This is a genomic window from Pseudoalteromonas sp. MB47 (genome assembly GCF_011319765.1).
GTDB classification, from domain to species: domain Bacteria; phylum Pseudomonadota; class Gammaproteobacteria; order Enterobacterales; family Alteromonadaceae; genus Pseudoalteromonas; species Pseudoalteromonas simplex.
In genome coordinates, this window is sequence record NZ_VFBD01000031.1 from 253,744 (window position 1) to 276,607 (window position 22,864).

Below are 22,864 nucleotides of genomic sequence, written 5' to 3' on the forward strand. Positions count from 1 at the left end.
ACCCATCCCTTAACGATATAAAAATGCCAGCAATTGCTGGCATTTTTATTTAACACTTTTAAAGATTCTCTAAGAAGTCTTCGTCAAAGTCATCTGGTTCTTTTTCTAGTGGCGGATTACCATCATGTAGCTCATATAATTGACGCTGGAAGTAGATATCCTTCATGAAGATATAAGGGTCTAGCGACTCATTTAATAGGCTCTCTTGTGGCATTAATGAAGCACGGGCTTCAACCGCTTTAAGTGCAAACACTAATATTGTTTGAGGTGTTGTTAGTGTTATTTCAGGTAATACGAAATTATCAACAACATCACCAGTTAGGTTTCGTGCGGTACTTGGTCCCATACCAGGGATCATCAAGTAAGCACCATCACCCACTCCCCATACACCAAGAGTTTGGCCAAAATCTTCATCGACAATTTCTAAGCCCAGCGATGAAGCAACATCAAAAAAACCGAGTAGACCTACTGTAGAGTTCACTAAAAAGCGCGCTAAGCTAATACCCATATTACCAGGCTTACCCTGCAGACCAGCATTGACCATATCCGTTGGTGCGGTGATGTTATCGGTAAAATTAACAACACTGCGTCTTACCGGTGTTGGCGTTACTGTAACGTAGCCAACAGCTGCTGGGCGAAGAATATAGGCGTCAAGCACGTCCATATTAAAATCATACATAGGACGGTTAAACGACTGTAACGGATCTCGCTCATCCGCTTTTTCTTCGGGTATTTGTGCGCATCCTGCAAGCACTACAAAAAAGATAAAAAATATACTGTGCCTAAACATCGGCTATCCTTACGGTATTAACTCATTAATTAGCAACGCGTACTCTTTAACGTTCGCACGTTCTAAAATACCCGACTTGCCTTCCAACTCGCCGCTAGAAGTTACCACAGTTGCATCTTTTGATAAACGCGCAGTTAAAATAATTTTATCGACACTTGATAAATTCAGACCTTCAACCATTGCATTCGAATCACTCAATGTCACTGTTAGCGGAAAGCTGTATTCCGTCATTTTTACCACAGCTAATGGCATCTGTGGGCCACTGGCTGCTTTTGCAAAAACAAACAAGGTGCCGTTTTGTGGCTGCGAATCTGCTAGAGCTGAGTCTAAATCAACTGTGATGCGAATTTCACTGTGTGAAGCCTCTGCAATTTCTGTATTTGTAACTTGCTGCTGATTATTTAAGTGAGCATCAATTTCAGCAATACGCTCTGCAATCATGCTATAACGCGGATCATTTTGCTGCATACTTGCAAGCAGTACTTCAAACGCAGTTTTAGCTTGCAGCCAATCCTTGCGCTCATAAGCAATCAGAGCTAACAATGAGATTGCATCAATATTAGTCGGCTCTGCTTTTAACACTCTCGATAACATCGTTGCTGCACGTGACATATTCGCATCACTGCCTTCCATTAGCAGAACTTGCGAGTAGCTGATCAGCACTTGCTTGTTATCCGGGTTCATTTTTAGCACTTTATCAAATGACTGCATCGCCATATCAAATTCATTTAATGACATCGCAACACGACCTAGCAGCATCCACGCCACTTCATCATCACCACTTTGATCAAGCTTGGTACGCAATGCTAAAGCAAATGCTTGCAACTCATTCGGTGTCAATGGCTCACCATCTTGCATTACGGCACGTTCACCATACGACTTAAGGTTTGCCATCGCGTCATGCCAGCCTTTTATTTGCTGCTGACTACCCGTGTAACCGTAAAAGATAGCCGTTAAAACAATTAAAAAGCCAGCGCCAGTAAGGGCAAAAATACGGTTGTTACCTTTACTATTTAGCGCTTTTTCTGGAGACAGCTCATTGAGCAAACGACGTTTTTGTTCGATAACTGATTCGTCGTGCATTTGTGCATCAATACGTTGGTTATCTAAGTCTGTTTTAAGCTCATCTAAACGTTGATGATAAATTCGGATTAACTCCGAGTTTGCATTGTGATCAAGGCGTTGAATACGTTCGCGTTTAAAAAAAGGAACGACAACAAATAGCAATGCAACCAGCGTGAGTAAAACAAAAGAAGCCCACATTAATGCCATCTAGCTTTGCTCCTGACGTTGATTTTGTTCAATTAACTTTGCAAGTAGTGCCTCGTCTTGCTCTGTCCATGTTTGTTTTACCGATGCCTTACGTTGGCGTAAAACAATAAACCCAAAGCCAAGTACCACAATCAATACTGGCAATACCCATAATACTAAGGTTGCGGGTGTTACGGGTGGATCGTAATGTACGAAGTAGCCATAACGGTCAATCATATATTCGATGACTTCATCTTTAGTTTTGCCATCTTTTACCAGCGCTAACACTTTGTCGCGCAAGTCTTTGGCTACAACCGCGTCTGAGTCGGCAATGTTTTGGTTTTGACATTTAGGGCAACGCAGCTCTTTGGTAAGCTCACTGAAGCGTACAGCTTGCTCTTTGTCATCAAATTGATATTTGTCTTGCTCTGCAAATGCACTAAACGTGATAAGCAAACTTGCTAAAAAAATCACGAGTCTCATTACTGTAACTCCTGCATTAACGGTGCGAATTTGGCTCGCCACACACGCGGATTAATATCGCCGGTATGGTGCAGCAAAATGGTGCCTTGCTTATCAACTAAGAAGGTCTCTGGCGCGCCAGACACCCCTAAATCAAGGGCTAATGTGCGCTTTAAATCTAAGATATTGAATTGATATGGGTCGCCAGCACGATTAAGCATACTGGTAACGTCTTCGCGTAGTGCGTTAATATCAAACTGGCCATCAAAGTCAGGGTCGTAGCCTTGCTCGTAGTATAAGCCAACAATCTTAACGCCCTGCTCTCTAAGCTCAGTTAAATAGCCCAACTCAGCTAAACAGGTCGGGCACCATGTGCCCCACACATTGAGTAAGTAAACTTCACCTTTTAAATCACTATCTGTCCAACGCGTTGACTCATCCATCAAGTCTGGCAAGTTGAAAGCTGGCATAGCCTGCCCAATACGCCCAGTTTGCAGCTCACGCGGGTTAGCAAACAAGCCTTGATATAAAAACACACACAGTAAAACGAAAACCAGTAAAGGTGCTAGTGCGAGTAGTTTACGGTTCATGCTGATGCCTCCTGCTTAGTCGATTTTTGGCGATAGCGTTTATCACCAAGCACTAAAAAGCCTGCCAGTGAAATCAAGATACCACCGAGCCACATCCAACGAACATAAGGCTTATGGTAAATACGTAACGACCACGCACCTTGGCTTAATTGCTCACCCAGTGCTAGGTATAAGTCACGCGTAAAGCCAGCATCAACAGCTGCTTCTGTCATAAACTGCATGCCAATGTCATAACGGCGTTTTTCAGCATGTAAAACGGTTACTTGTTTATCATTTTTCAGCACAGTGACAACCCCAGCATGGCCGCTATAGTTAGCGCCGCGAATAGACTTAACACCATCAAAACGGTACTGGTATTCATTTAAAGCCACAGTGTCACCCGGCTTCATTGATACATCACGCTCTACTGAATAAGCAGAGGTTAACGTTACACCTGCAATCACGAACGCTAAACCAACGTGACCTAATACCATCGCCCAATAGCTTAGTCCTAAACGTTTAAAGCCTTCGCCTAAGGTTTTGTGAATAGTTACTTTTGCCGTTAAATCAACCAGAGTAGTAACAACAATCCATACCGCTAGCGCAGTTGCAATAAAGGTAATTGGCGCAATTACATCGTAACTTGAATATAACCACGCTGCCGTAGCCACGAGACTGACAACAGCCGATAGTGCAAATTTGTTTTGCAACATTGACCATTTATTTTGTTTCCAGCGTAACAGCGGACCCATACCCATTAAAATGGCAAACGGTACCAGTAAAATAGCAAACATCTTATTGAAGAACGGCTCACCAATCGAAATGCTGCCTAAGCCAAGCTCTTTATGGACCATAGGTAATAATGTGCCTAATAATACAATCAGCGTTGCCACAACTAAGAAAATATTATTTAACCAAAGCGCAACTTCACGTGAGGCAAACTTATAACGGCCTTCACTTTTCACCTGCGAAACACGCAGTGCATAAAGCGATAAACCACCACCAACTACAATGGCTAAGAATGCTAAAATAAACATACCGCGGTTAGGATCTGAGGCAAAAGCATGCACAGATACAATGATACCCGAGCGAACAATAAAGGTACCCAGTAAGCTTAACGAGAATGCTGCAATAGCCAGTAATACGGTCCACGACTTAAATACACCACGCTTTTCGGTGGTTGATAATGAGTGCAGCAATGCGGTTGCCACAAGCCATGGCATTAATGATGCGTTTTCAACGGGATCCCAGAACCACCAGCCGCCCCAGCCAAGTTCTGAGTATGCCCACCAACTACCAATGGTAATACCAAGTGTTAAAAAGCCCCATGCTGTCATAGTCCAAGGACGAGACCACTTAGCCCAAGTATTATCAAGCTTACCAGTAAGTAACGCTGCAATAGCGAATGAGAATGACACAGATAAACCTACATAGCCCATATAAAGCAATGGCGGGTGAATAATCATACCTGGGTCTTGCAATAACGGATTTAAATCGCGACCTTCAACAGGGAAATACGGTAATAAGCGCTCAAATGGGCTCGACATTAACAAGGTGTATAACATAAAGCCAACACCTAAAAAGCCTAGTACACCAAGTACACGAGCACGTAATACCCAAGGTAATGATTGCGAGCGTATAGCTACTACGGCTGTCCAACCCGCTTGCATCACTAACCAAAGTAATATCGCCCCTTCATGACCCCCCCATGTCGAGGTTATTTTGTAGTACCAAGGTAAGGTGCTACTTGAATGATAAGCAACATACGAAACAGTAAAGTCGTCGGTTAAACTAGCATAAACAAGTGCCGCAAAAGACAAAAGCACAAATACGAACTGTCCAATTGCCAGTGATGGGGCGGCACGCATTAAACGTAAATTGCCGGTATGCGCCCCCCACATAGGAAAAATACACAATAGAACACTGAGCACCATGGCCAGTGTTAAAGAAAAATAACCGAGTTCTGGGATCATATTAATTGCCGTTATCTAAGTTATACGTCGGTTTTTCGTGCTTGATACCCTTCACTGCTTCAGCAACTTCTGCAGGCATGTATTCTTCATCATGCTTTGCAAGTACTTCAAAGGCATCAATTTCATTGGCTTTAACTAACACGCCCTGCGCCACAATCCCTTGGCCTTCACGGAATAAGTCCGGCAAAATCCCTTGATAATTAATTGTCACCATAGGGCCTTTATCAATCAGCTTAAAGCTTACCTTTAAGCTTGATTCGTCACGAACAACTGAGCCAGGTACAACCATGCCACCAATACGTAACTTTTGACCAATATGCGGTTTTTCTTTATTTGGTCCTTTACCATCAACAAGTTCACTTGGGGTATAGAATAAATTGATGTTTTCTTGCAGTGCATACAGCACTAAACCAATGGTTGCACCCACACCAAAAATAATGGCTACAACTGCTAATAAACGTTTTTTACGTCTTGGATTCATTGCCCTGCCTCTTGCTTCGCTTTCTTAATGCGCTCTTCACGTTGTGCTTGCTGCTTTACTGAAGAGAAAATACGTTTTGTATCGTTTAACGAACTAAATAAAATACCGAGTAAAATTAATGCACAGCTACCAAAAGACAACCATACATAAAAGCCATAGCCACCCATGGCAATAAAATCTGCAAAAGAATCAAACTGCATGATTAACCTCGCTCAACCATATCACGCACCCAAGGGCGATGCTTTTCACGTTGTAGAATTTCGTTTTTAAGGCGGATTAACGTCACCACACCAACAAAACCTGCAAACGCAACAATGTTAACCATTAATGGCCAAAACATGCTTGGATCAATGGCTTTAGTATCAAACTTTGTAATGGTTGCACCTTGATGCAAGGTATTCCACCATTCCACCGAGAAGTGAATAATCGGTAAGTTGATAACCCCAACAATGGCTAAGATACAAGCAGCACGCCCCGCTGCTTTTTTATCTTCAAAAGCATGATAAAGCGATAACACACCAAGGTATAAAAATAACAGGATTAACTCAGAGGTAAGACGTGCATCCCACACCCACCATGCGCCCCACATAGGTTTACCCCATGCTGCACCGGTAATTAATGCTATCGCTGTCACACATGCCCCGACAGGTGCAATTGCAATCACTGCAAGTTCTGCATTACGTAATTGCCATACTAGTGCGATCACTGCTGCAATCGCCATAGAAGAGTAAGCGCCCATAGATAAAATAGCTGAAGGCACATGGATAAAAATAATTCGGTAGCTGTCTTTTTGTTGGTAATCGGCTGGGGCATAAGCAAGCCCCCAGACCCATCCAACAATCATACAAACCACCGTAACGACGGCGAAATAAGGCAGTAAGGTGTTACACAATTGGTAAGCACGATCTGCTTTTGCGTAGGGATGTAACCACTTCCACATATTAACTTACACTCACTTTCAATGCTGACGATATGGCAATTGGTGCCGCTATAATCGCTACGATTAGCATGGCACCAAGGATTGCAAGCTGTCCGCTATAGGCAAGCTCCATAGAGCTGGTATCAATAGCCGAGGTTGCAAAAATTAGTACAGGGATGTACAAAGGCAAAACAAGCAAACTCATTAAAATGCCGCCTTTTTGTAGTCCCACAGTAAGTCCAGCGCCAATTGCGCCAATGAAGCTAAGCAATGGCGTACCTAACAATAAGGTCAGAACGGTTGCTAAAAGCGCTGAACTTTCTAAATTCAATAACAAAGCAAATACCGGAGTCATTAACACTAAAGGCAACCCCGTTATCACCCAATGCGCTGCCACTTTTGCAAGGACAGTTAACGGTAAAGGGTATGATGAAGCAATTAATTGCTCTAGTGTTCCGTCGTGATAATCATCACGAAATAGCTTATCTAGGCCTAACATGGTCGAGAGTAACGCAGCGACCCAAATAATGCCCGGCGCCATACGAGCAAGTAGACCGGGTTCAGGGCCAATTGCTAACGGAAAAAGTGTAATAACGATAAGAAAAAACAAGATAGGGTTAACGATTTCAGCACGCTGACGAAACGCTAATTTAAGATCTTTAGAAAAAACCGCAGAGAATAATTGCCAATACGAATGCTGTTTTACCATCAGTGGCGATACTCCAAAGTCACTGTTTGAAGGTCACTAAAATGTGTCGTTAAATCTTGGTGGGTGGTTAATAGAATCGCGCCGCCAGCATTTAGGTGCTCAACAAAGCGTTCTTGTAAAAATGCAACACCGCTTTTATCAAGGGCTGTAAATGGCTCATCAAGGATCCATAGTTTGGCACTGTTTAACCACAGTCTTACTAGAGCGACACGGCGTTGTTGCCCTGCTGACAACATACGAACAGGTACATCTTCAAGACCTACCAAGCCTATTTTTGCTAAGATCGGATACAAGTCTTGTTTGCTATCGTAGCCATTTATTTTTAGCCAAAATGCGACATTCTCAAGGGCGGTAAGCTGTGTATTTACCCCAGTTTTATGGCCGATGAATAATAACTCTTGTGCATATTCATCATAGTATTTTGTAATTGAGCGATCTTGGAACAAAACATCGCCTTCATCCGCCATAGCGAAACCCGCGATAATACGCAATAATGATGTTTTACCAGCCCCATTCGGACCAGCTAATTGCATAATTTGTCCCGATTTCAAGCTGAAATTAAGATCCGCAAACAAACAACGATCTTGCTTGATGCAGGTGACGGCCTTAATGTGTAACAAGATGACGATTCTCTATACCCAAAATTAGGCGTTAGTCTACCATAATGATAGGGTAATACGAATATTGCTTTAAAACGATTAACTTATATTTGATCTAAAATAATGAATAAACAAAGCCAGTTGACTCTCAGCACTCAGCTTAATCTAGACCCAAAAGCAATCAGCAGTGCACTACAGCAATCACCTAATGATGCCTTGAAAATGCTGGCTGAGCAGAGCCTAACTGCTCGTAATATTGTGGTTGGTAAACACAGTGTGCAAATGGACGTGCTAATCAATAACTCATGGCAAACACTGCGCTTATCAACAGAGCAAGAAAACCTCAAAACTGAGCGCTTTTTAGCGGCCAATATTCAATTAAGTAGTGATGGTAAACAGCTGACTATCACACCAGCACCGCTGACGATTACTCTTGGCAAAAGCCAGCAATTACAAGCACTACTGAACTTGCTAACGCAAGGGAGTGCAAATACAAATATGCCGCACCCAGCTCAGATTGCGCCAAGTAAACCTTTACTACAACTACCGGCATTAAAAGCTGAGTTTGCTCTTAATAATAGCCTGGTTGCTCTTTTAAAAGCTGAAGCACCGCTTAAAGCCATTTTGCTGCCTGCTACCAACCAACAAAATAGCTTTAATTTAAACATTATTAATCGCTTTGGGGATTCACTCCATCAGCAAAGTGTTAGCCAACAAAAAGTAGCTGAGTTGGTGGCTAAGCTAACCCCTGAAATGAATTTGAAATTAGCAGGGCAACAAGTACAGTTAAGCGTTGCAAACAAGCAAAGTAATGAATTAACTTTACCGCTACCTACAATATCGCCAAAACAAGCTAAGCAAATTCAAGCCCAGTGGCAATTTCATCCTCATGCATTAAAACTAACCCCCCAGCAAGTTAAAAATACTGTTGAACTTATAAATAAAGCGCCTGTGCAACAAATACTGTTAAAGAACTCGCTGTCAGAGACATTCAATCAAGCATTAAAAAGCCAAGCAGTTGAACCTAAGAAAACGTTGTTAGCACCATCGAGCAGCTCACATTCACCCATTAGCTCTTGGCTAAAAGACAGTTTTGCTGATTTAAAAACGCGTATTAGTGATGCAGTGCGCTATTTTGAAAAGCTTCCTGCTACCACTAAAGCGGCTGTTAACCAGTCAACCCATCAGCTGATTGAAAGCAAAAATACGATTAGCCAATTAGGTTTTAATGCTAATAAAATCAATATAGTAAAGTTTGCCGCTGCTCAACAAAGCACGCCAAAACTTGCTTCGTCTCAAGTGCTGCAAAAAGAAAGTAGGCCAGTTTCAGCAAATACGCCATTACCTGCGACTAAACACACAGAGCCATTAACCGAAAGTCAGCCTGCAAAGCAAGTTAGCTTACCCGTGAGTTATAACAAGGCTCCACCTTTAATACAGTTACTACAACGGATAAAAGTCAGTTTAGAGCCGCTTGTTAGCGCACAAAATCAAGCGACTCAGTTGGCTACAAACCATAGCAAAGCACAACACCCTGTATTGAGCATAGACAATGCTATGCAAAAAGCACCTGCAGACAACAAGTCAATTAACAGTTCTGTTAATACACTAAACTCTGACAAAGCAGCATCTGAACAGCTTGCCCCAGTTAAAAGTAGCCTCGCTAATTCAGTACTGAAAAAGATGAGTGAGCAAACTAAACAGCATAACTTCGTGACTCGAGCACCCAATGAGCAAACCGTAGGGTTACAAAAAGTTGTTCAACAGCAAACTCAATTACACGCCCCCTTCTTAGCAACAAAAGAGCCGAACTTGAGTCAGCCATTATTGCCGATAAGGCCAATCGAAGCCACGCTGATTGCTAAGCTATTACCGCTCCCGGAAAGTAAACCGTTAGCAAGTATGCCTCTGCCAGTGCAATTAACAGAGAAACTTGTAGCCCTGAGTGAGCAAAACACATCGCCTTCGGTAGATTTAAACAGGCTCGTTAATCAAGCATTTAATCGCATGATCTCGAGTCAAAACATGCACCCTACAACGATTGAACGAGAGCTTTTAAGTATCCTCAGGCCAACAGCACTGCCTAGTCAAACTCAGCAGGCAAGCTTCAGCCAAGGGTTAGAACAATTAGCAGTGGCTTCACTTGCCGCGCCAATTATTAATCAAGCACCAACCAACCTTAGTTTTAATAATCAAACTGGTCTTGATGCCTTACTGCAAGTGTTAGTGCCCAACTTTAAAGCCGTTAACGGCAATAAATTACTCGAGCAACTACAGCAGCCTGCGATGCAAGCCATGGCGGCTGAAGCCTCGCAACTGAAAAACACTCTAGCTCAGGTGCAAACAACGCCCATCAATCAGCAACAAGATAACAGTGCTTTCGCGCAGTTTTTCTTACCTATGAAGTTACCTCCTGAAACAGGGCAAACAGAAATCAGCTTAGGACAATATAAAAAGCCAAGTAAAAATAAACTCGAAGCTAAGAATGTCTGGTTTGTGCGATTGAATTTTGATTATGCACAGCTTGGCAAGTTACAAATTACCGCAGAGGTGATGGATAAAGCAGTTGATTGCCAATTGCTCGCTTCTTCACAAGAAGTGACAGCACTTGCTCATCCGCATTTAGAAACACTGCGTCATAAATTAGCAGGCCATGGTTTAAATGTAGGTGAGTTAAACTTGCAACAAGGGACATCAAACCACCAAGCTTTTTATAAATCCCATGCGATTATTAACATTAAGGTGTAATTTTTATGAGTGAACAAGCGGTGCATAAATCAGCAATTGGCTTACTCTACGAAGCGGGTAGCTCGCCACGAGTAACCAGTAAAGGCTTTGGTGAATTGGCTGAAGAAATCGTCAAACTTGCTGAGCAAAAAGGCATTTTGATACATCAAGATGCGGACTTAGCTCAAACCTTATCGCATCTTGAGTTAGGTGAAGAAATCCCGAAAGAGCTCTATTATGTTATTGCCGAATTAATTGCTTTTTCGTACGTATTACGTGGTAAGTTTCCACCGGGATGGCAAGACTTTCAAGGTAAGCTCAACATCAAAGCTTAGCTCAAATAAAAAAGCGCCTATTCGGCGCCTTTTTGTTTATGAAGTGACATGAGTAGCTCAGCTTCGGCTCTGGGTAATTCGCATTCACGAATTATTTCTTCTAAATCAGCGCCTAGCTCAACCATTTTAACCGCTCGCGAATAAATTTTCGCATTCGGATCATCATATTTTTGTGCATCTTGTAGCTGTTCAAGCTCTTTACTTTTTTCTTCAACAGCAACAACACGTTTGCCAATACTTAGCATGCCAGCTCGCATTTCAGCCACTTCGCTACGTAAAATACTCAATTGCTGTTGAGCTTCTTGTAACTGTTTTTGCTTAGCTTGAATCGCCGCCGCTTGCTTATTGTTATTGACAAAAATAAGCCCCAAACACACTAATACAAGTAAGATTGAGGCACCAAACAAAGAGTATAACAGCATATAATTTCCAAACGCTTATAGTGCGCTTAGCTCGTCCCACTCATCGTCATTTAATAACTTATTAAGATCAACCAAGATCAGTAACTCACCATCACGGTTAGATACACCTTGGATAAACTTAGCACTTTCTTCTGTGCCAATATTTGGCGCACTGTCAATTTCAGAGCTACGTAGGTAAACCACTTCAGCAACACTATCGACTAAAATACCAATCACTTGCTTTTCAGCTTCAATGATAACGATACGAGAGTTATCAGTGACCTCAGCACCCATTAAACCAAAACGTGCACGCGTGTCGATAACAGTAACAACATTACCACGTAAGTTAATAATACCTAACACATAAGAAGGCGCACCTGGCACAGGAGCAATTTCGGTATAGCGAAGTACTTCTTGTACTTGCATTACGTTAATGCCGTACGTTTCTTCTTCAAGTTTAAAGGTTACCCACTGTAACACTTCATCGTTGCTATCAGCGTTTTTATTTGCTGACAGTAGTCTTTCTTCACTCATGCTATTACTCCGTAAAAATAGTTACTGCTCACGGCTGTCTAAGCCCTGCTCTAGCAATTGATTTAAATTTTCAACGTCAATCAAGGCGCACATTTTCTCTTTGATAACACCTGCAAGCCAAGGCCGCTTACCTGATTTTGCTCGCCATTTTACATCTTCTTTACGAAGCGTAATATTATTTACGAGCTTTTCAGCCAATAATCCCCATTGACTGTCACCTAAGGTGATTAAATACTGATAATCTAATGATTGTTCTAATTTTTCATCATACTTTTCTGGCATAACCCAACGTGCAGTATCAACAACATTTAGTTTTTCTTCACGGTTTAGCATGACACCTTTAAACCATTTTGGTTTACCAAATAATTGGTTAACCTCTGCCAGCTGATGAATTCCCCCTAATGCTTTTAACGGTACAGCAAGGGTTAACCCTGCAACCTCAAAGAATAATGCCTGAAATTCACCATCAAAATAGTCTTCTTGACGATCAGACGAGGTTTTTGCAACCAGTTCAGCTTTAGGTTCTGCGACTATATCTTTGATATTAGCTTGGTTCTCGGTTTTCTCAAGCTCTTTAGTCGGTTCTGGGGGTGGTAAAACAGGTTCTGGAGTAGGCTGAACGTCTGTCAGCTTTTCTTCTGTCTTAGTTTCAGGCTCTTTAACCTGCTCCAGCAGCTTTGCGACTGGCTCAAGATTTTGGTCTGTAGGCTCATCTTCACACAACAAAGCGCCCAAATATTGGGTCATCACTTTTTCATTGGCAAATAAATGCTTACTCATCTTTAACCTTGTGCAACTAAGTAATCAAGCAGGGCGCGATAGGCAAAAACGCCACGCGAACGCGGGCAAAATTGAATCGGCACTTGCTGTGCTAAACTAGCATCTCTAAACTTTGTATCGACAGGAACCACGCCTGACCATACTTTATCTTTGTAATTATCCTGCAGAGTCTTGTAAGCTTCAAGTGATGCTTTAGTACGTTTATCGTACATTGTAGGAATAATTGTATATTGGTACTGTTTTGCTTGCGATGTTTGCATCAGCTCCATGGTGCGCATCATACGATCAAGCCCTTTTAAGGCCAAAAATTCTGTTTGTACTGGTACTAAAATTCGCTCACTAGCTGCAAGAGCATTGACCATCAAAACACCTAAAACAGGCGGGCAATCAATAATTGCATAGTCATAATGGTCGCTAATTTTGGCAAGCGCTTTTTTTAGTATTAAGCCCATGCCATTTTTATTGCCCATGCTTCTATCAAGCGTCGCGATTGCCATCGTCGCAGGTAAGATATCTAGGTTTTCAAGTGTTGATGGACATAGAGCCTGCAAAATTTCTTCACTGGCCATGCTGTTACCACGCGCGAAAATATCATACACGCTGACTTCTAAGTCTTCTGAATCTATACCAAAATAATAAGTCAATGATGCATGCGGATCGGTGTCAATAAGTAACACGCGTTTTCCTTGTAAAGCGAGAATACCAGCAAGGCTAACGGCTGTTGTTGTTTTCCCTACCCCACCTTTTTGATTCGCTACGGTCCAAACTTTCACATCACACCTTATTATTGTTCATTGCGCGTGGTAATCCTAATTCCACCATGTGGTAATTGAATCACTTTAATGCTGTTATCATCGCTTGGCAACTCAATTTCTGTCGTCTGTTGCGGTTGGTTTTGTGACTCTTGTTCTGCGTTTTCTGGCTCTTGTGGTGGTAAACCATATTTAGACAACGCAACAACCACTTTGCGGTTTTCTGCGCGTCCTTGCTCAGTGTCATTACTTGCGAAAGGTGAATATTGCCCGTAACCTTCAATAGCCATACGCGCAGGGTTAATACCTAAACTCTCAAGCTCAACTAGGACAGATGTCGCCCTCGCTACAGATAGCTCCCAGTTAGAGCGAAACATCTCGTTACGAATACCTTCGTTATCGGTATAACCACGCACACGAATGTAATTATCAACTGGTGCAATAATATCTTTCACTAAACTAACAACTTGTTTTGCACGCTGCTGTGCAACAGCACTGCCCGATGAAAACAACATACCAGAGCTTAATTCAATGATGAGCCAATCTTGATGAAGCTCTAAACTTGCTTCGCCATCACGAATTTCATCAATGAGCGCAGACTGTAATTTAGTAAGTAAGCTGTCGAGAGGCTTGCCGAGATGTTTTTTCTCAATATTGCTGGTTTCGCTTTGCCCATCGAGTAATTCAGGGCCTTGCTCATCTTTACGAATGCTCTCACCGTATAGAATGTCGTTCTCAGGGCTGACTCTGTCAGTTAGTATGCCTGTGCCGTTAACCCCAGTGCCAACCTGTTGTTGCTGACGAGCAGACTTTTCAAACACCTGCTCTAGTGAATCTGAGAGAATTTGAAAATCTTCATTTTTACTAATTGCGATCGCATACATGACCACAAAAAAAGCAAACATGATGGTCATATAATCGGCATAAGAGACAAGCCAGCGTTCAGTATGTTGGTTTTTTGACGTGTTATGACGCAGACGACGGCGCATCATAATAAATTACTCGTCAACTAAGCTTGGGCGCTCTACACGGTACGCCTCAAGTTTTAGTTCGATATTTAGTGGGCTTTCACCTTGCGAAATAGCAATAATGCCTTCAGCAAGTAGTTCATGATACAGCATTTTTTGTTCCACTTGCTGCTTAAGTTTATTCGCCATTGGCAAGAATAATAAGTTCGCTAGGCCAACACCATAAATCGTGGCAATAAACGCTGTAGCAACACCGGCACCCAGTTTTTCAGGATCCGTTATAAATTGCATAGCCTGAATCAAACCGAGTACTGCACCTAAAATACCGATTGTAGGGCTATAACCGCCCATAGCTTCATAAACTCGACTTACCTCGAGTAAGCGTTCGCGTTCAAGCATTAAATCAATTTCAAGCGTATCTCTAAGCTTTTGCTCATCAATCCCATCAACAAGTAGACTCAAGCCCTTTGCCGCATACGGGTCTGAGTGCGACAGCGCTTCCGACTCAAGGGCTAAGTAACCTTCTTGACGTGCTTTATGTGACCAACGCTTTACTTGCTCGATGGCTGCATCAATATCGTGATACGGCGGAAAAAACACCCAATGACTGATCTTAAGTGTTTTAGTAAAAACACTTGCTGGGGTCTGAAGCATGACAGCCCCAAGCGTACCACCAAGCACGATGATAAGCGCAGGACCATTAAACAGTGCAGAAACAACCCCGCCCTCTAATGCATAACCAAAGGCGATGGCACTTACTGCGACAATTAAGCCAAGGAAAGACAGTTTATCCACAACCAGTCTCACGCGTTAAACGATTCGCAACATCTGCAAGCGCTAAGCTTTCACTCGCCAAGCCGGCATTAGCAACAGCTTGTGGCATACCATACACCACACTGGTTTTTTCATCTTGCGCCCAAATAGTCGCACCGACTTGCTTAAGCATACGCGCACCATCACGGCCATCTGCGCCCATGCCCGTTAATACTACAGCTAGCACATCACCGCCGAAGGTTTTTGCAGCACTTGCAAAAGTCACATCAACACTCGGCTTGTAAGTAATACGCGGACTATCGTCTTCAAATACTCGCAGAGTGCGAGAACCACCACGCCCCTCTATTAGCATTTGTTGGCCACCTGGCGCTAAGTAAGCGGTGCCAGGCACTAAACGGTCACCATTTTGCGCTTCTTTAACATTGATTTTGCATAAGCCATTTAGCCTTGCAGCAAAAGCTGGCGTAAACGCAGCTGGCATATGCTGAATAAGCAAAATAGGATGTGGGAAATTAGCTGGCAGCTGAGTCAAAATTGTTTGCAGTGCCACAGGTCCACCGGTTGATGTACCGATAGCAACCAATTGATATTTCTTGCCCGAAGCGCGAATATTACTCGTATTCGATGACGATGCAGCCGGCGAACTTGCAGCAGCAGGACGGCTAAAACTGCGATCAGGCTGGACAATACCGTTACTGCTTGTAGCGCCACTACTTCTTAGTGTAGGAGTCGGAGTTGATCTCGAAATAGGTGCTGGGCGCGAGAAACGAGAAATGCGACGGCGACCAATTTCTTTTACTTTATTTTGTAAAAGCGCGATTGCATCTTCATTATTGCGTGCAATGTCTTCGAACTTTTTCGGTAAAAAATCAAGGGCCCCAGCATCCAATGCATCTAGGGTTGCTGTTGCGCCATCACGGGTGAGTGATGAGAACATTAAAATAGGAGTCGGTGTTGCTGCCATTATTTCTTTCACGGCACTAATGCCATCAAGAACCGGCATTTCAACATCCATAGTAATTACATCAGGTTTTAATTCACGGGCTTTATCGACCGCTTCACGACCGTTTACGGCAAAACCAATTACTTGAATATTGCTGTCTTGCTCTAAAATTTCGCTGACTCTGCGGCGAAAAAAGCTTGAATCATCAACAACTAATACTTTGACTGCCATTGGCACTCTCTTGTTTTATATCACTTAAAGTGCAGTTAAACGCTGCACTTTATTATTTATTATTAGCCAACGTAGTGTTTAAGCATGCTAGGTACGTCGAGGATCAATGCAATCCCACCATCAGAAGTAATTGTCGCACCAGCCATGCCTGGCGTACCTTGCAATAAGGCATCTAAAGGTTTGATAACAACTTCTTCCTGGCCAATTAACGAGTCAACCACAAAGCCCACTTGTTTAGTACCGATTTGCACAATAACTACGTGACCTTCAGCTTTACGCTCTTGGCGGTTGGCACCTTTTACTAACCAATGTTGTAAATAGAAAAGCGGGATCGCTTTTTCACGCACAATTATTGTCAGTTGACCATCAACGACATTAGTTTTAGTTAAATCAAGATGGAAAATTTCACTCACACCAGCAAGTGGTAAAGCAAATGTTTGCTCGCCAACAATAACCATAAGAGTCGGTAAAATAGCCAGTGTTAATGGCACCTTGATTTCTAATACAGTACCTACACCCAGCTCTGACTGAATATTGACAGAGCCATTTAACTGGGTGATTTTTGTTTTTACTACATCCATGCCGACGCCGCGGCCTGAAATATCAGATATCTCTTCTTTGGTTGAGAAACCAGGCGCAAAAATTAAGTTGTAAGCTTCGGTATCCGACAAGCGGCTTGCTTGGTCGTGATCAATCACACCTTTGCTGATAGCAATTTTTTTCAACTTCTCAGCATCCATACCTGCACCATCATCACGAATGGTCAATAAGATATGATCGCCTTCTTGCGAAGCAGAAAGAGTGACTGTACCGGTACGTGGTTTACCCGCGGCTTCACGCACATCTGGCATTTCAATACCATGGTCAACCGAGTTACGAACTAAATGCACGAGCGGATCGGCAAGCGCTTCTACTAAGTTTTTATCTAAATCGGTTTCTTCACCAACCAGCTGCAGGTTAATGTCTTTTTTCAAGCTGCGAGCTAAGTCACGCACAACGCGTGGGAAGCGGCCAAATACTTTCTTAATTGGCTGCATGCGGGTTTTCATCACCGCACCTTGCAGGTCTGCAGTTACCACATCTAAATTAGAGATGGCTTTACCCATTGATTCGCTGTTACTGTTATTTGCAAGGCTAACCAAACGGTTGCGTACTAATACCAGCTCACCCACCATGTTCATGATTTCGTCCAAGCGCTTGGTATCAACACGAACCGTTGTTTCAGCTTGTGGTGGTGGCGCTTTTTTCGGTGCAGCAGAAGCAGCTGGTGCTTTTGCAGGAGCTGGAGCCGGTTTAGGTGCAGCTGCGGCAGGCTTAGGAGTAGGTGCCGGTTTTGATGCTGCAGGCTGTGCCGGTTTTGCAGGTTCAGCTTTAGGTGGTTCAGGCGCTTTTTCTGGCGCAGCCGTTTCTAAAGACTGTGGAGCTGTACCTTTACCATGTAATTCATCAAGCAACGCCTCAAACTCGTCATCGCTAATTTCATCGTCTGAGTCACTGCTTGTAGTATCTACTGCTGGTGCTTGAGGAGTTGGTTGTGCAGGTTTTACTGTTTCAGGTTTGGCTATATTTTCTTGTTTTACTTCACCAAAATTACCAACACCATGTAATTCGTCTAATAAACTGTCGAATTCATCATCGGTGATATCATCACTATCACTGCTAATAGCTTCAGGAGCAGCCGCTGCTGGCCCTTGACCTTTACCATGTAATTCATCGAGGAGGCTTTCAAACTCATCTTCAGTAATTTCATCAATATTCTGTGGTTCTGCCTTACTATCAGCAAGACCGCCGCCATCAAACAACATATCAAACGCAAATGGATCATCTTCATCAATATTGTCTGCTGCCGTGTTAGCTGTTACTTCAGGTGCATCAACAACAGCCTCTTCAACAGCAGGTTCTTCAGGTGCAACTGCTACATCGTCTGCTACTGATACATCTTCACCTGCAAGCTCTTCCGCTGTAGGTGGTTGGCTTAATTTATGAAGAACGTCTAGAAGCGCAGGATCTGCAGGCTCTGGTTGCTCACGATTTTGAATCGTTGCGAACATTTCGTTGATGGTATCCAGAGCTTGTAAAATAACATCCATAAGCTCAGGAGTGACACTGCGAACACCTTGGCGTAATAAATCGAAAACATTCTCTGCACCGTGACACGCATCAACAAGTTCAGTCATGCTTAAAAAGCCTGCACCGCCTTTGACAGTGTGGAAGCCTCTAAAAATGGCGTTTAAGAGATCTTTGTCTTCGGGATTGTTCTCAAGCTCAACTAATTGCTCTGACAAAAGCTCTAAGATTTCTCCTGCCTCAACAAGGAAATCCTGTAAAATATCTTCATCGACTTCAAAGCTCATGCAGCTACTCTCCTCTTAGAAGCCCAGACTTGATAATAGATCATCGACTTCATCTTGTCCTGAGACAACATCATCACGAGAGTCTTTATCAATAATCGGCCCTTCAGGACCTGCTAGTGTATCACTTGTCGCAGGTGCTTTTTCTATGGCCTGTTTTTCTTGTTGTTGATGACCATCTTCTTGACTGCCAAACACAGTTAAGAGATTAATTAAACTGTCTTCTACTTCTCGCACTAACTCAATGACGCGACGGATTACTTGCCCCGTCAAATCTTGATAGTCCTGTGCCATCAGCACATTGGTCATCAAGCCCTGTAGCTCATCGGTTTTAGTATGCGAGTTATTCATAAAATTATCTAAGCTATGACATAGCTTTTTAAACTCACCGAGCTCTATTTCTCGGCTCATTAAACGATCCCACGTTGGTTTAATCGTCGCTATTTCATCTGCAAGTTGTTGCGCTATAGGTAAACTAGCTTCAACTGCATCCATGGTTTTGTTAGCGGCGCTTTCTGTCATTTCCATAACATAATTTAAGCGCTGCTTAGCGTCTGGGATCGCATCGGTAGTTAAATCTGAAAGACGAGTATCTAGATCAAAGTTTTTTAGCGCTTCATGTAATTGTCGCGTCAGTTTACCGATTTCAGCAAACAGCTCTGATTGTTCTTTTGATGCTGTTTCAAGTATCAGCTGATCAGCTTTTTCTTGTTCACCATTTTCAAGAAACTCAACAAGTTGACGAGCTTGCTCTAAACTTATTTGAGGCGCAGCTAGTGCTGACATAAGCCTCTCCCCTTAGATTAACCTAAACGTTCAAACACTTTTTCCAATTTGGTTTTAAGTGTCGCAGCAGTGAATGGTTTAACGATATAGCCATTAACACCCGCTTGAGCAGCAGCAACAATTTGTTCTTTTTTCGCTTCAGCTGTCACCATTAATACAGGAATATGCTTAAGGCTATCATCAGCACGAATTGCTCTTAACAAATCAATGCCTTGCATACCTGGCATGTTCCAATCTGTTACAACAAAATCAAATTCTTGATTTTGTAGCATTGGCAATGCTGTTGACCCATCGTCAGCTTCCTGCACATTGGTAAAACCTAAATCCCTTAATAGATTTTTAATGATACGTCTCATTGTAGAAAAATCATCAACAACAAGAATTTTCATGTTTTTATCCAAAACATCCTCCGGTGAGGTTTGAACCTATATTTACTTACTACTAATTAATCCAGTCATTGATTTTTGCTTTGAGCTTAATCATCGCCTGACCATGTATCTGACTCACACGCGATTCACTAACATCGAGTATGTGTCCTATTTCTTTTAAGTTCATTTCGTCGTTGTAGTACAAAGACAAAACAAGTGCATCTCTTTCTGGTAACGATTGGATAGCCGTTAATAGAGACTGGTTAAACCGCTCATTTTTAACGTTATTAAACGGTTTGTCTAGTCCTAAATCCTGACCTACAGGTGTAATCACGTCTTCATCAACGCCTAAGTCCTCTATACCTAATACTTTACTAGAATTTACATCATGTAGAATATGATGGTACTCATCGAGCGTTATATCAAGTTTTTCAGCGACTTCTGTATCTTTAGGTTCACGATTTAGCGTGCTTTCTAATTCGGAAATGGTTTCAGCCACAAGGCGAGCATTTCGGTGAACTGAGCGTGGTGCCCAGTCACCTCTACGAATTTCGTCTAACATCGCACCACGAATACGAATTCCAGCGAAAGTTTCGAAACTAGCCCCTTTGCTAGCATCAAAGTTTTTTGATGCTTCAATTAGGCCTATCATGCCTGATTGAATTAAATCATCGAGTTGGACACTGGCAGGTAAACGAGCAATTAGATGGCACGCCACTTTTTTAACTAAAGAGGCATGTTTTTCAACAATCGCATTTAAGTTTTGTGCTGATTGATATCCCATCGCTTTATTCACCGATGTTGTCATAGTTAGCCGTTTACTAGTTTTTCAATGAAAAATTCTAAATGGCCAGAAGGTTGATTAGGGATCGGCCACTTAACTGCTTTTGTTGCTAATGTTTTAAACGCCACCGCAGCTGGTGAGTTTGGAAATAATTCAACAATCACCTTTTGGCGTCGCGTAGATTTACGCATGTTCTCGTCATAAGGAATGGTAGCTACCAACTCCATTGAAACGTCTAAAAAGCGATCCGTTACTTTTGAAAGTTTAGCAAATAATTCTTGCCCTTCACGCAAACTGCGCACCATATTAGCAACAATTTTAAATTTATATACGCCATGCTCACGGCTAAGCACTTTAATAAGCGCATAAGCATCGGTAATTGAGGTAGGTTCATCACATACAACCACAACAACATCTTGGGCTGCACGAGAAAAGCTTAATACCATGTCAGAAATACCTGCGGCGGTATCGACAATTAAAATATCAAACTCGGTGTTTAACTCGCTAAAAGCGCGAATAAGACCTGCATGCTCAGATGGTGTTAATTCCACCATGCTTTGCGAACCAGACGTCGCTGGTACAATTTTTATACCTGCAGGACCTTCAACGAGAATTTCGTCAAGCTCACACTCGCCTGACAAAACATGAGATAAGTTACGTTCAACACGAAGGCCAAGCATCACGTCACAGTTTGCCAAACCTAAATCGGCATCTAGTACTAATACACGATTTCCTTGCTGCCCTAATGCGATTGCGGTGTTGAGTGAAACATTGGTTTTACCCACTCCACCTTTACCGCCAGTCACAGCGATAACTTTAACGCCACTATTATTATTTTGATTCATTTTGCGCAGGCCGCTTGCTTGATCTAATACTGTGTTAATCATACATCCCTACTGTGTTCGACGCTACTGCTTGACGTCGTGAATGTTGTGCTTTTGCTCGTTTTAAATACAATTGTTCAGCTTTTTTCACTAGTTTTTCAGCATTCGCTACGCGAATATCTTCAGGAACACGCTGACCGTTAGTAAGATACCCTATTGGCAGGCGATTTTGAATCGCTATACTAATAATCTCACCTAAACTTAAAGATTCATCCAATTTAGTGAAGATACAGCCACTTAGATGAACCTTTTTAAAGTGTCTTACGGTTTCTTGCAACACATTTATCTGTGCTGTCGCACTTAATACTAAATAACTACGAATATCAACACGCTGATTACGCATTAGGGTGTTTAATTGCTCAGTTAAACGTAAATCACGTTGGCTCATACCCGCTGTATCTATTAATACTAGACGCTTATTACGTAAATGGTATAGCACTTCAGCTAATTCATTCGCATCTTTTACCTGCTTAACACCACAGCCAATAATACGACCATAAGTAGCCAATTGTTCGTAGGCACCAATTCTATATGTATCAGTGGTGATCAACGCCACTTTATCAGCACCATATTTTTGTGCACCCAGTGCAGCTAATTTCGCAACAGTCGTTGTTTTACCAACACCCGTTGGGCCCACTAATGCGAATACACCACCTTGACGTAGGATTTCGTTATTCGTTGTATGCATTTGGTTTTCAACCATTTGCAGTAATGCTTGCCACGCTTGTTGACGTGATACGTCGTCAGGAATGAAACAGGCCATTTGCTCAGCAACATCACGTTCAATGCCCATACCCGCTAAGCGGTCAATCATACATGCACGAGTCGGATCGCGGCGAGCCATATCTTGTTGCATTAAGCCAGATACTTGGTGTTCAAGTAATTGACGAATCGCATTCATTTCTTCCCGCATGGTCGTCATTTCTGATTGATTCGCAGGTGCTGAGTTTTTGTGCTCGGCTGGTGAATCTAAATCATCAAAACCAGAATCTAAATCGTCATCAAAACCTAAGCTATGTGCTTGAGTTTGTACACGAGGTGCTGCCTGCGATTGATAACGAGGAGCTTGCTTATATTCAGGCTGTTGCTGCTCAAAGCTTGGCTCTTTTGGTTGATAGTGTTCACTCGTATCAATACCAGATTGACTAAACATTGACGCAAGCTCTGGCGAACGAGGGCGTGGGGCTTGACGCTCAAGTAACGCTTGTAGGCTATCAGCAACTTTCGCTTGCGGCTCAGGTTTAGCACGCATTGGCTCAGGTTTAACAAAGTTATGCTGTGGTGCAGGTGCTGATTGTGCCACTGCTGGTTTAGCTTCGGCTTTCGGGGCTGCTTTGTCGTAATCAACAGCTGCAACGATTTCAACGCCGTTAGCAAGCTTTTTGTTCGACATAATAACCGCATCAACACCTAACTCATCTTTCACTTCTTTCAGTGCAGTGCGCATATCTTTAGCAAAAAAACGTTTAATTTTCATGGTTCAACCCCTTTAC

At 42.6% G+C, this 22,864-nt stretch carries 25 protein-coding genes; 2 read left to right on the forward strand and 23 right to left on the reverse strand.

Annotated features, from left to right (window positions below; all coding sequences use genetic code 11):
- Nucleotides 1-58: 58 nt before the first annotated feature.
- Genes IMPJCBKJ_RS19400 through ccmA form a run of 10 tightly spaced genes read right to left on the reverse strand, consistent with a single transcriptional unit; the run spans nucleotide 59 to nucleotide 7,774 of the window.
- Nucleotides 59-790 carry a VacJ family lipoprotein gene (locus IMPJCBKJ_RS19400; protein ID WP_054553238.1) on the reverse strand — a complete coding sequence of 244 codons (732 nt, stop codon included), beginning with the start codon at nucleotides 788-790 and terminating at the stop codon, nucleotides 59-61.
- A 9-nt stretch (nucleotides 791-799) separates the two neighbouring features.
- Nucleotides 800-2,062, reverse strand: a complete 1,263-nt coding sequence (gene ccmI, locus IMPJCBKJ_RS19405; RefSeq protein WP_054553239.1) for a c-type cytochrome biogenesis protein CcmI — start codon at nucleotides 2,060-2,062, stop codon at nucleotides 800-802.
- The gene (locus IMPJCBKJ_RS19410; protein ID WP_054553240.1) at nucleotides 2,063-2,524 is read right to left on the reverse strand and encodes a cytochrome c-type biogenesis protein; all 462 of its coding nucleotides are present in this window, start codon (nucleotides 2,522-2,524) and stop codon (nucleotides 2,063-2,065) included.
- Entirely contained in the window at nucleotides 2,524-3,093 is a 570-nt protein-coding gene (locus IMPJCBKJ_RS19415; RefSeq protein ID WP_138599028.1) for a DsbE family thiol:disulfide interchange protein, read from the reverse strand. The genes IMPJCBKJ_RS19410 and IMPJCBKJ_RS19415 overlap by 1 nt, the downstream gene beginning before the upstream one ends.
- The gene (locus IMPJCBKJ_RS19420) at nucleotides 3,090-5,045 is read right to left on the reverse strand and encodes a heme lyase CcmF/NrfE family subunit (protein ID WP_166341676.1); all 1,956 of its coding nucleotides are present in this window, start codon (nucleotides 5,043-5,045) and stop codon (nucleotides 3,090-3,092) included. The genes IMPJCBKJ_RS19415 and IMPJCBKJ_RS19420 overlap by 4 nt, the downstream gene beginning before the upstream one ends.
- 1 nt (nucleotide 5,046) lies before the next feature.
- Nucleotides 5,047-5,526: a cytochrome c maturation protein CcmE gene (ccmE, locus tag IMPJCBKJ_RS19425; protein ID WP_054553243.1), complete on the reverse strand. Its 480-nt coding sequence runs from the start codon at nucleotides 5,524-5,526 to the stop codon at nucleotides 5,047-5,049.
- Nucleotides 5,523-5,726: a heme exporter protein CcmD gene (gene ccmD, locus IMPJCBKJ_RS19430; protein WP_054553244.1), complete on the reverse strand. Its 204-nt coding sequence runs from the start codon at nucleotides 5,724-5,726 to the stop codon at nucleotides 5,523-5,525. Before ccmD ends, ccmE begins: the two co-directional genes overlap by 4 nt.
- 2 nt (nucleotides 5,727-5,728) lie before the next feature.
- Nucleotides 5,729-6,466 carry a heme ABC transporter permease gene (locus tag IMPJCBKJ_RS19435; RefSeq protein ID WP_054553245.1) on the reverse strand — a complete coding sequence of 246 codons (738 nt, stop codon included), beginning with the start codon at nucleotides 6,464-6,466 and terminating at the stop codon, nucleotides 5,729-5,731.
- Between the two features lies 1 nt (nucleotide 6,467).
- A complete protein-coding gene (gene ccmB, locus IMPJCBKJ_RS19440; protein WP_054553246.1) occupies nucleotides 6,468-7,154 on the reverse strand; it encodes a heme exporter protein CcmB in 687 nt (228 codons plus the stop codon).
- Entirely contained in the window at nucleotides 7,154-7,774 is a 621-nt protein-coding gene (gene ccmA / locus IMPJCBKJ_RS19445; RefSeq protein WP_138599030.1) for a cytochrome c biogenesis heme-transporting ATPase CcmA, read from the reverse strand. The genes ccmB and ccmA overlap by 1 nt, the downstream gene beginning before the upstream one ends.
- 102 nt (nucleotides 7,775-7,876) lie before the next feature.
- On the opposite strand from ccmA, the gene IMPJCBKJ_RS19450 reads away from it, so the two are divergent.
- A complete protein-coding gene (locus IMPJCBKJ_RS19450; RefSeq protein WP_240921064.1) occupies nucleotides 7,877-10,501 on the forward strand; it encodes a flagellar hook-length control protein FliK in 2,625 nt (874 codons plus the stop codon).
- A 5-nt stretch (nucleotides 10,502-10,506) separates the two neighbouring features.
- The gene (locus IMPJCBKJ_RS19455; RefSeq protein WP_054553249.1) at nucleotides 10,507-10,815 is read left to right on the forward strand and encodes an EscU/YscU/HrcU family type III secretion system export apparatus switch protein; all 309 of its coding nucleotides are present in this window, start codon (nucleotides 10,507-10,509) and stop codon (nucleotides 10,813-10,815) included.
- A 17-nt stretch (nucleotides 10,816-10,832) separates the two neighbouring features.
- On the opposite strand, the gene IMPJCBKJ_RS19460 is transcribed toward IMPJCBKJ_RS19455, so the two are convergent.
- The 13 genes from IMPJCBKJ_RS19460 to flhF all read right to left on the reverse strand — a co-directional run bounded on the left by IMPJCBKJ_RS19460 (nucleotide 10,833) and on the right by flhF (nucleotide 22,848).
- On the reverse strand, nucleotides 10,833-11,237 hold the full coding sequence (locus IMPJCBKJ_RS19460) for a DUF2802 domain-containing protein (RefSeq protein ID WP_054553250.1): 405 nt from the start codon (nucleotides 11,235-11,237) through the stop codon (nucleotides 10,833-10,835).
- Nucleotides 11,238-11,252: 15 nt separating this feature from the next.
- Nucleotides 11,253-11,750: a chemotaxis protein CheW gene (locus IMPJCBKJ_RS19465; RefSeq protein ID WP_054553251.1), complete on the reverse strand. Its 498-nt coding sequence runs from the start codon at nucleotides 11,748-11,750 to the stop codon at nucleotides 11,253-11,255.
- Between the two features lie 21 nt (nucleotides 11,751-11,771).
- Nucleotides 11,772-12,530 carry a chemotaxis protein CheW gene (locus IMPJCBKJ_RS19470; RefSeq protein WP_055020708.1) on the reverse strand — a complete coding sequence of 253 codons (759 nt, stop codon included), beginning with the start codon at nucleotides 12,528-12,530 and terminating at the stop codon, nucleotides 11,772-11,774.
- 2 nt (nucleotides 12,531-12,532) lie between these two features.
- Complete coding sequence (locus tag IMPJCBKJ_RS19475; RefSeq protein WP_054553253.1) at nucleotides 12,533-13,303, reverse strand: ParA family protein; 771 nt, start codon at nucleotides 13,301-13,303, stop codon at nucleotides 12,533-12,535.
- Nucleotides 13,304-13,314: 11 nt separating this feature from the next.
- Nucleotides 13,315-14,274, reverse strand: a complete 960-nt coding sequence (locus IMPJCBKJ_RS19480; RefSeq protein WP_138599031.1) for a flagellar motor protein MotB — start codon at nucleotides 14,272-14,274, stop codon at nucleotides 13,315-13,317.
- Between the two features lie 6 nt (nucleotides 14,275-14,280).
- Nucleotides 14,281-15,045 (reverse strand): flagellar motor protein, encoded by a 765-nt coding sequence (locus IMPJCBKJ_RS19485; protein ID WP_054553255.1) that lies wholly within the window; start codon nucleotides 15,043-15,045, stop codon nucleotides 14,281-14,283.
- Nucleotides 15,038-16,198, reverse strand: a complete 1,161-nt coding sequence (locus IMPJCBKJ_RS19490) for a chemotaxis response regulator protein-glutamate methylesterase (protein ID WP_054553256.1) — start codon at nucleotides 16,196-16,198, stop codon at nucleotides 15,038-15,040. Before IMPJCBKJ_RS19490 ends, IMPJCBKJ_RS19485 begins: the two co-directional genes overlap by 8 nt.
- A gap of 62 nt (nucleotides 16,199-16,260) precedes the next feature.
- Nucleotides 16,261-18,552 (reverse strand): chemotaxis protein CheA, encoded by a 2,292-nt coding sequence (locus tag IMPJCBKJ_RS19495; RefSeq protein ID WP_166341678.1) that lies wholly within the window; start codon nucleotides 18,550-18,552, stop codon nucleotides 16,261-16,263.
- Nucleotides 18,553-18,567: 15 nt separating this feature from the next.
- Entirely contained in the window at nucleotides 18,568-19,335 is a 768-nt protein-coding gene (locus IMPJCBKJ_RS19500) for a protein phosphatase CheZ (protein ID WP_138599034.1), read from the reverse strand.
- 17 nt (nucleotides 19,336-19,352) lie between these two features.
- Complete coding sequence (gene cheY, locus IMPJCBKJ_RS19505) at nucleotides 19,353-19,736, reverse strand: chemotaxis response regulator CheY (RefSeq protein ID WP_016708035.1); 384 nt, start codon at nucleotides 19,734-19,736, stop codon at nucleotides 19,353-19,355.
- A 40-nt stretch (nucleotides 19,737-19,776) separates the two neighbouring features.
- Entirely contained in the window at nucleotides 19,777-20,487 is a 711-nt protein-coding gene (locus tag IMPJCBKJ_RS19510; protein WP_054562345.1) for an RNA polymerase sigma factor FliA, read from the reverse strand.
- 26 nt (nucleotides 20,488-20,513) lie between these two features.
- The gene (locus IMPJCBKJ_RS19515; protein WP_054553259.1) at nucleotides 20,514-21,374 is read right to left on the reverse strand and encodes a MinD/ParA family protein; all 861 of its coding nucleotides are present in this window, start codon (nucleotides 21,372-21,374) and stop codon (nucleotides 20,514-20,516) included.
- On the reverse strand, nucleotides 21,367-22,848 hold the full coding sequence (flhF, locus tag IMPJCBKJ_RS19520; RefSeq protein WP_166341680.1) for a flagellar biosynthesis protein FlhF: 1,482 nt from the start codon (nucleotides 22,846-22,848) through the stop codon (nucleotides 21,367-21,369). Before flhF ends, IMPJCBKJ_RS19515 begins: the two co-directional genes overlap by 8 nt.
- Nucleotides 22,849-22,864: the final 16 nt, after the last annotated feature.

Bases quoted from the DNA above. Each gene is read 5' to 3' on its own strand.
- IMPJCBKJ_RS19510 (WP_054562345.1), bottom strand. From the start codon at position 20,487: ATGGGATATCAATCAGCACAAAACTTAAATGCGATTGTTGAAAAACAT.
- IMPJCBKJ_RS19460 (WP_054553250.1), bottom strand. From the start codon at position 11,237: ATGCTGTTATACTCTTTGTTTGGTGCCTCAATCTTACTTGTATTAGTG.
- IMPJCBKJ_RS19455 (WP_054553249.1), top strand. From the start codon at position 10,507: ATGAGTGAACAAGCGGTGCATAAATCAGCAATTGGCTTACTCTACGAA.
- IMPJCBKJ_RS19515 (WP_054553259.1), bottom strand. From the start codon at position 21,374: ATGATTAACACAGTATTAGATCAAGCAAGCGGCCTGCGCAAAATGAAT.
- IMPJCBKJ_RS19420 (WP_166341676.1), bottom strand. From the start codon at position 5,045: ATGATCCCAGAACTCGGTTATTTTTCTTTAACACTGGCCATGGTGCTC.
- IMPJCBKJ_RS19490 (WP_054553256.1), bottom strand. From the start codon at position 16,198: ATGGCAGTCAAAGTATTAGTTGTTGATGATTCAAGCTTTTTTCGCCGC.
- IMPJCBKJ_RS19465 (WP_054553251.1), bottom strand. From the start codon at position 11,750: ATGAGTGAAGAAAGACTACTGTCAGCAAATAAAAACGCTGATAGCAAC.
- IMPJCBKJ_RS19415 (WP_138599028.1), bottom strand. From the start codon at position 3,093: ATGAACCGTAAACTACTCGCACTAGCACCTTTACTGGTTTTCGTTTTA.
- IMPJCBKJ_RS19470 (WP_055020708.1), bottom strand. From the start codon at position 12,530: ATGAGTAAGCATTTATTTGCCAATGAAAAAGTGATGACCCAATATTTG.
- IMPJCBKJ_RS19435 (WP_054553245.1), bottom strand. From the start codon at position 6,466: ATGTGGAAGTGGTTACATCCCTACGCAAAAGCAGATCGTGCTTACCAA.
- IMPJCBKJ_RS19500 (WP_138599034.1), bottom strand. From the start codon at position 19,335: ATGTCAGCACTAGCTGCGCCTCAAATAAGTTTAGAGCAAGCTCGTCAA.
- IMPJCBKJ_RS19410 (WP_054553240.1), bottom strand. From the start codon at position 2,524: ATGAGACTCGTGATTTTTTTAGCAAGTTTGCTTATCACGTTTAGTGCA.
- ccmE (WP_054553243.1), bottom strand. From the start codon at position 5,526: ATGAATCCAAGACGTAAAAAACGTTTATTAGCAGTTGTAGCCATTATT.
- IMPJCBKJ_RS19480 (WP_138599031.1), bottom strand. From the start codon at position 14,274: ATGATGCGCCGTCGTCTGCGTCATAACACGTCAAAAAACCAACATACT.
- ccmD (WP_054553244.1), bottom strand. From the start codon at position 5,726: ATGCAGTTTGATTCTTTTGCAGATTTTATTGCCATGGGTGGCTATGGC.
- ccmB (WP_054553246.1), bottom strand. From the start codon at position 7,154: ATGGTAAAACAGCATTCGTATTGGCAATTATTCTCTGCGGTTTTTTCT.
- IMPJCBKJ_RS19495 (WP_166341678.1), bottom strand. From the start codon at position 18,552: ATGAGCTTTGAAGTCGATGAAGATATTTTACAGGATTTCCTTGTTGAG.
- flhF (WP_166341680.1), bottom strand. From the start codon at position 22,848: ATGAAAATTAAACGTTTTTTTGCTAAAGATATGCGCACTGCACTGAAA.
- ccmI (WP_054553239.1), bottom strand. From the start codon at position 2,062: ATGGCATTAATGTGGGCTTCTTTTGTTTTACTCACGCTGGTTGCATTG.
- IMPJCBKJ_RS19450 (WP_240921064.1), top strand. From the start codon at position 7,877: ATGAATAAACAAAGCCAGTTGACTCTCAGCACTCAGCTTAATCTAGAC.
- IMPJCBKJ_RS19400 (WP_054553238.1), bottom strand. From the start codon at position 790: ATGTTTAGGCACAGTATATTTTTTATCTTTTTTGTAGTGCTTGCAGGA.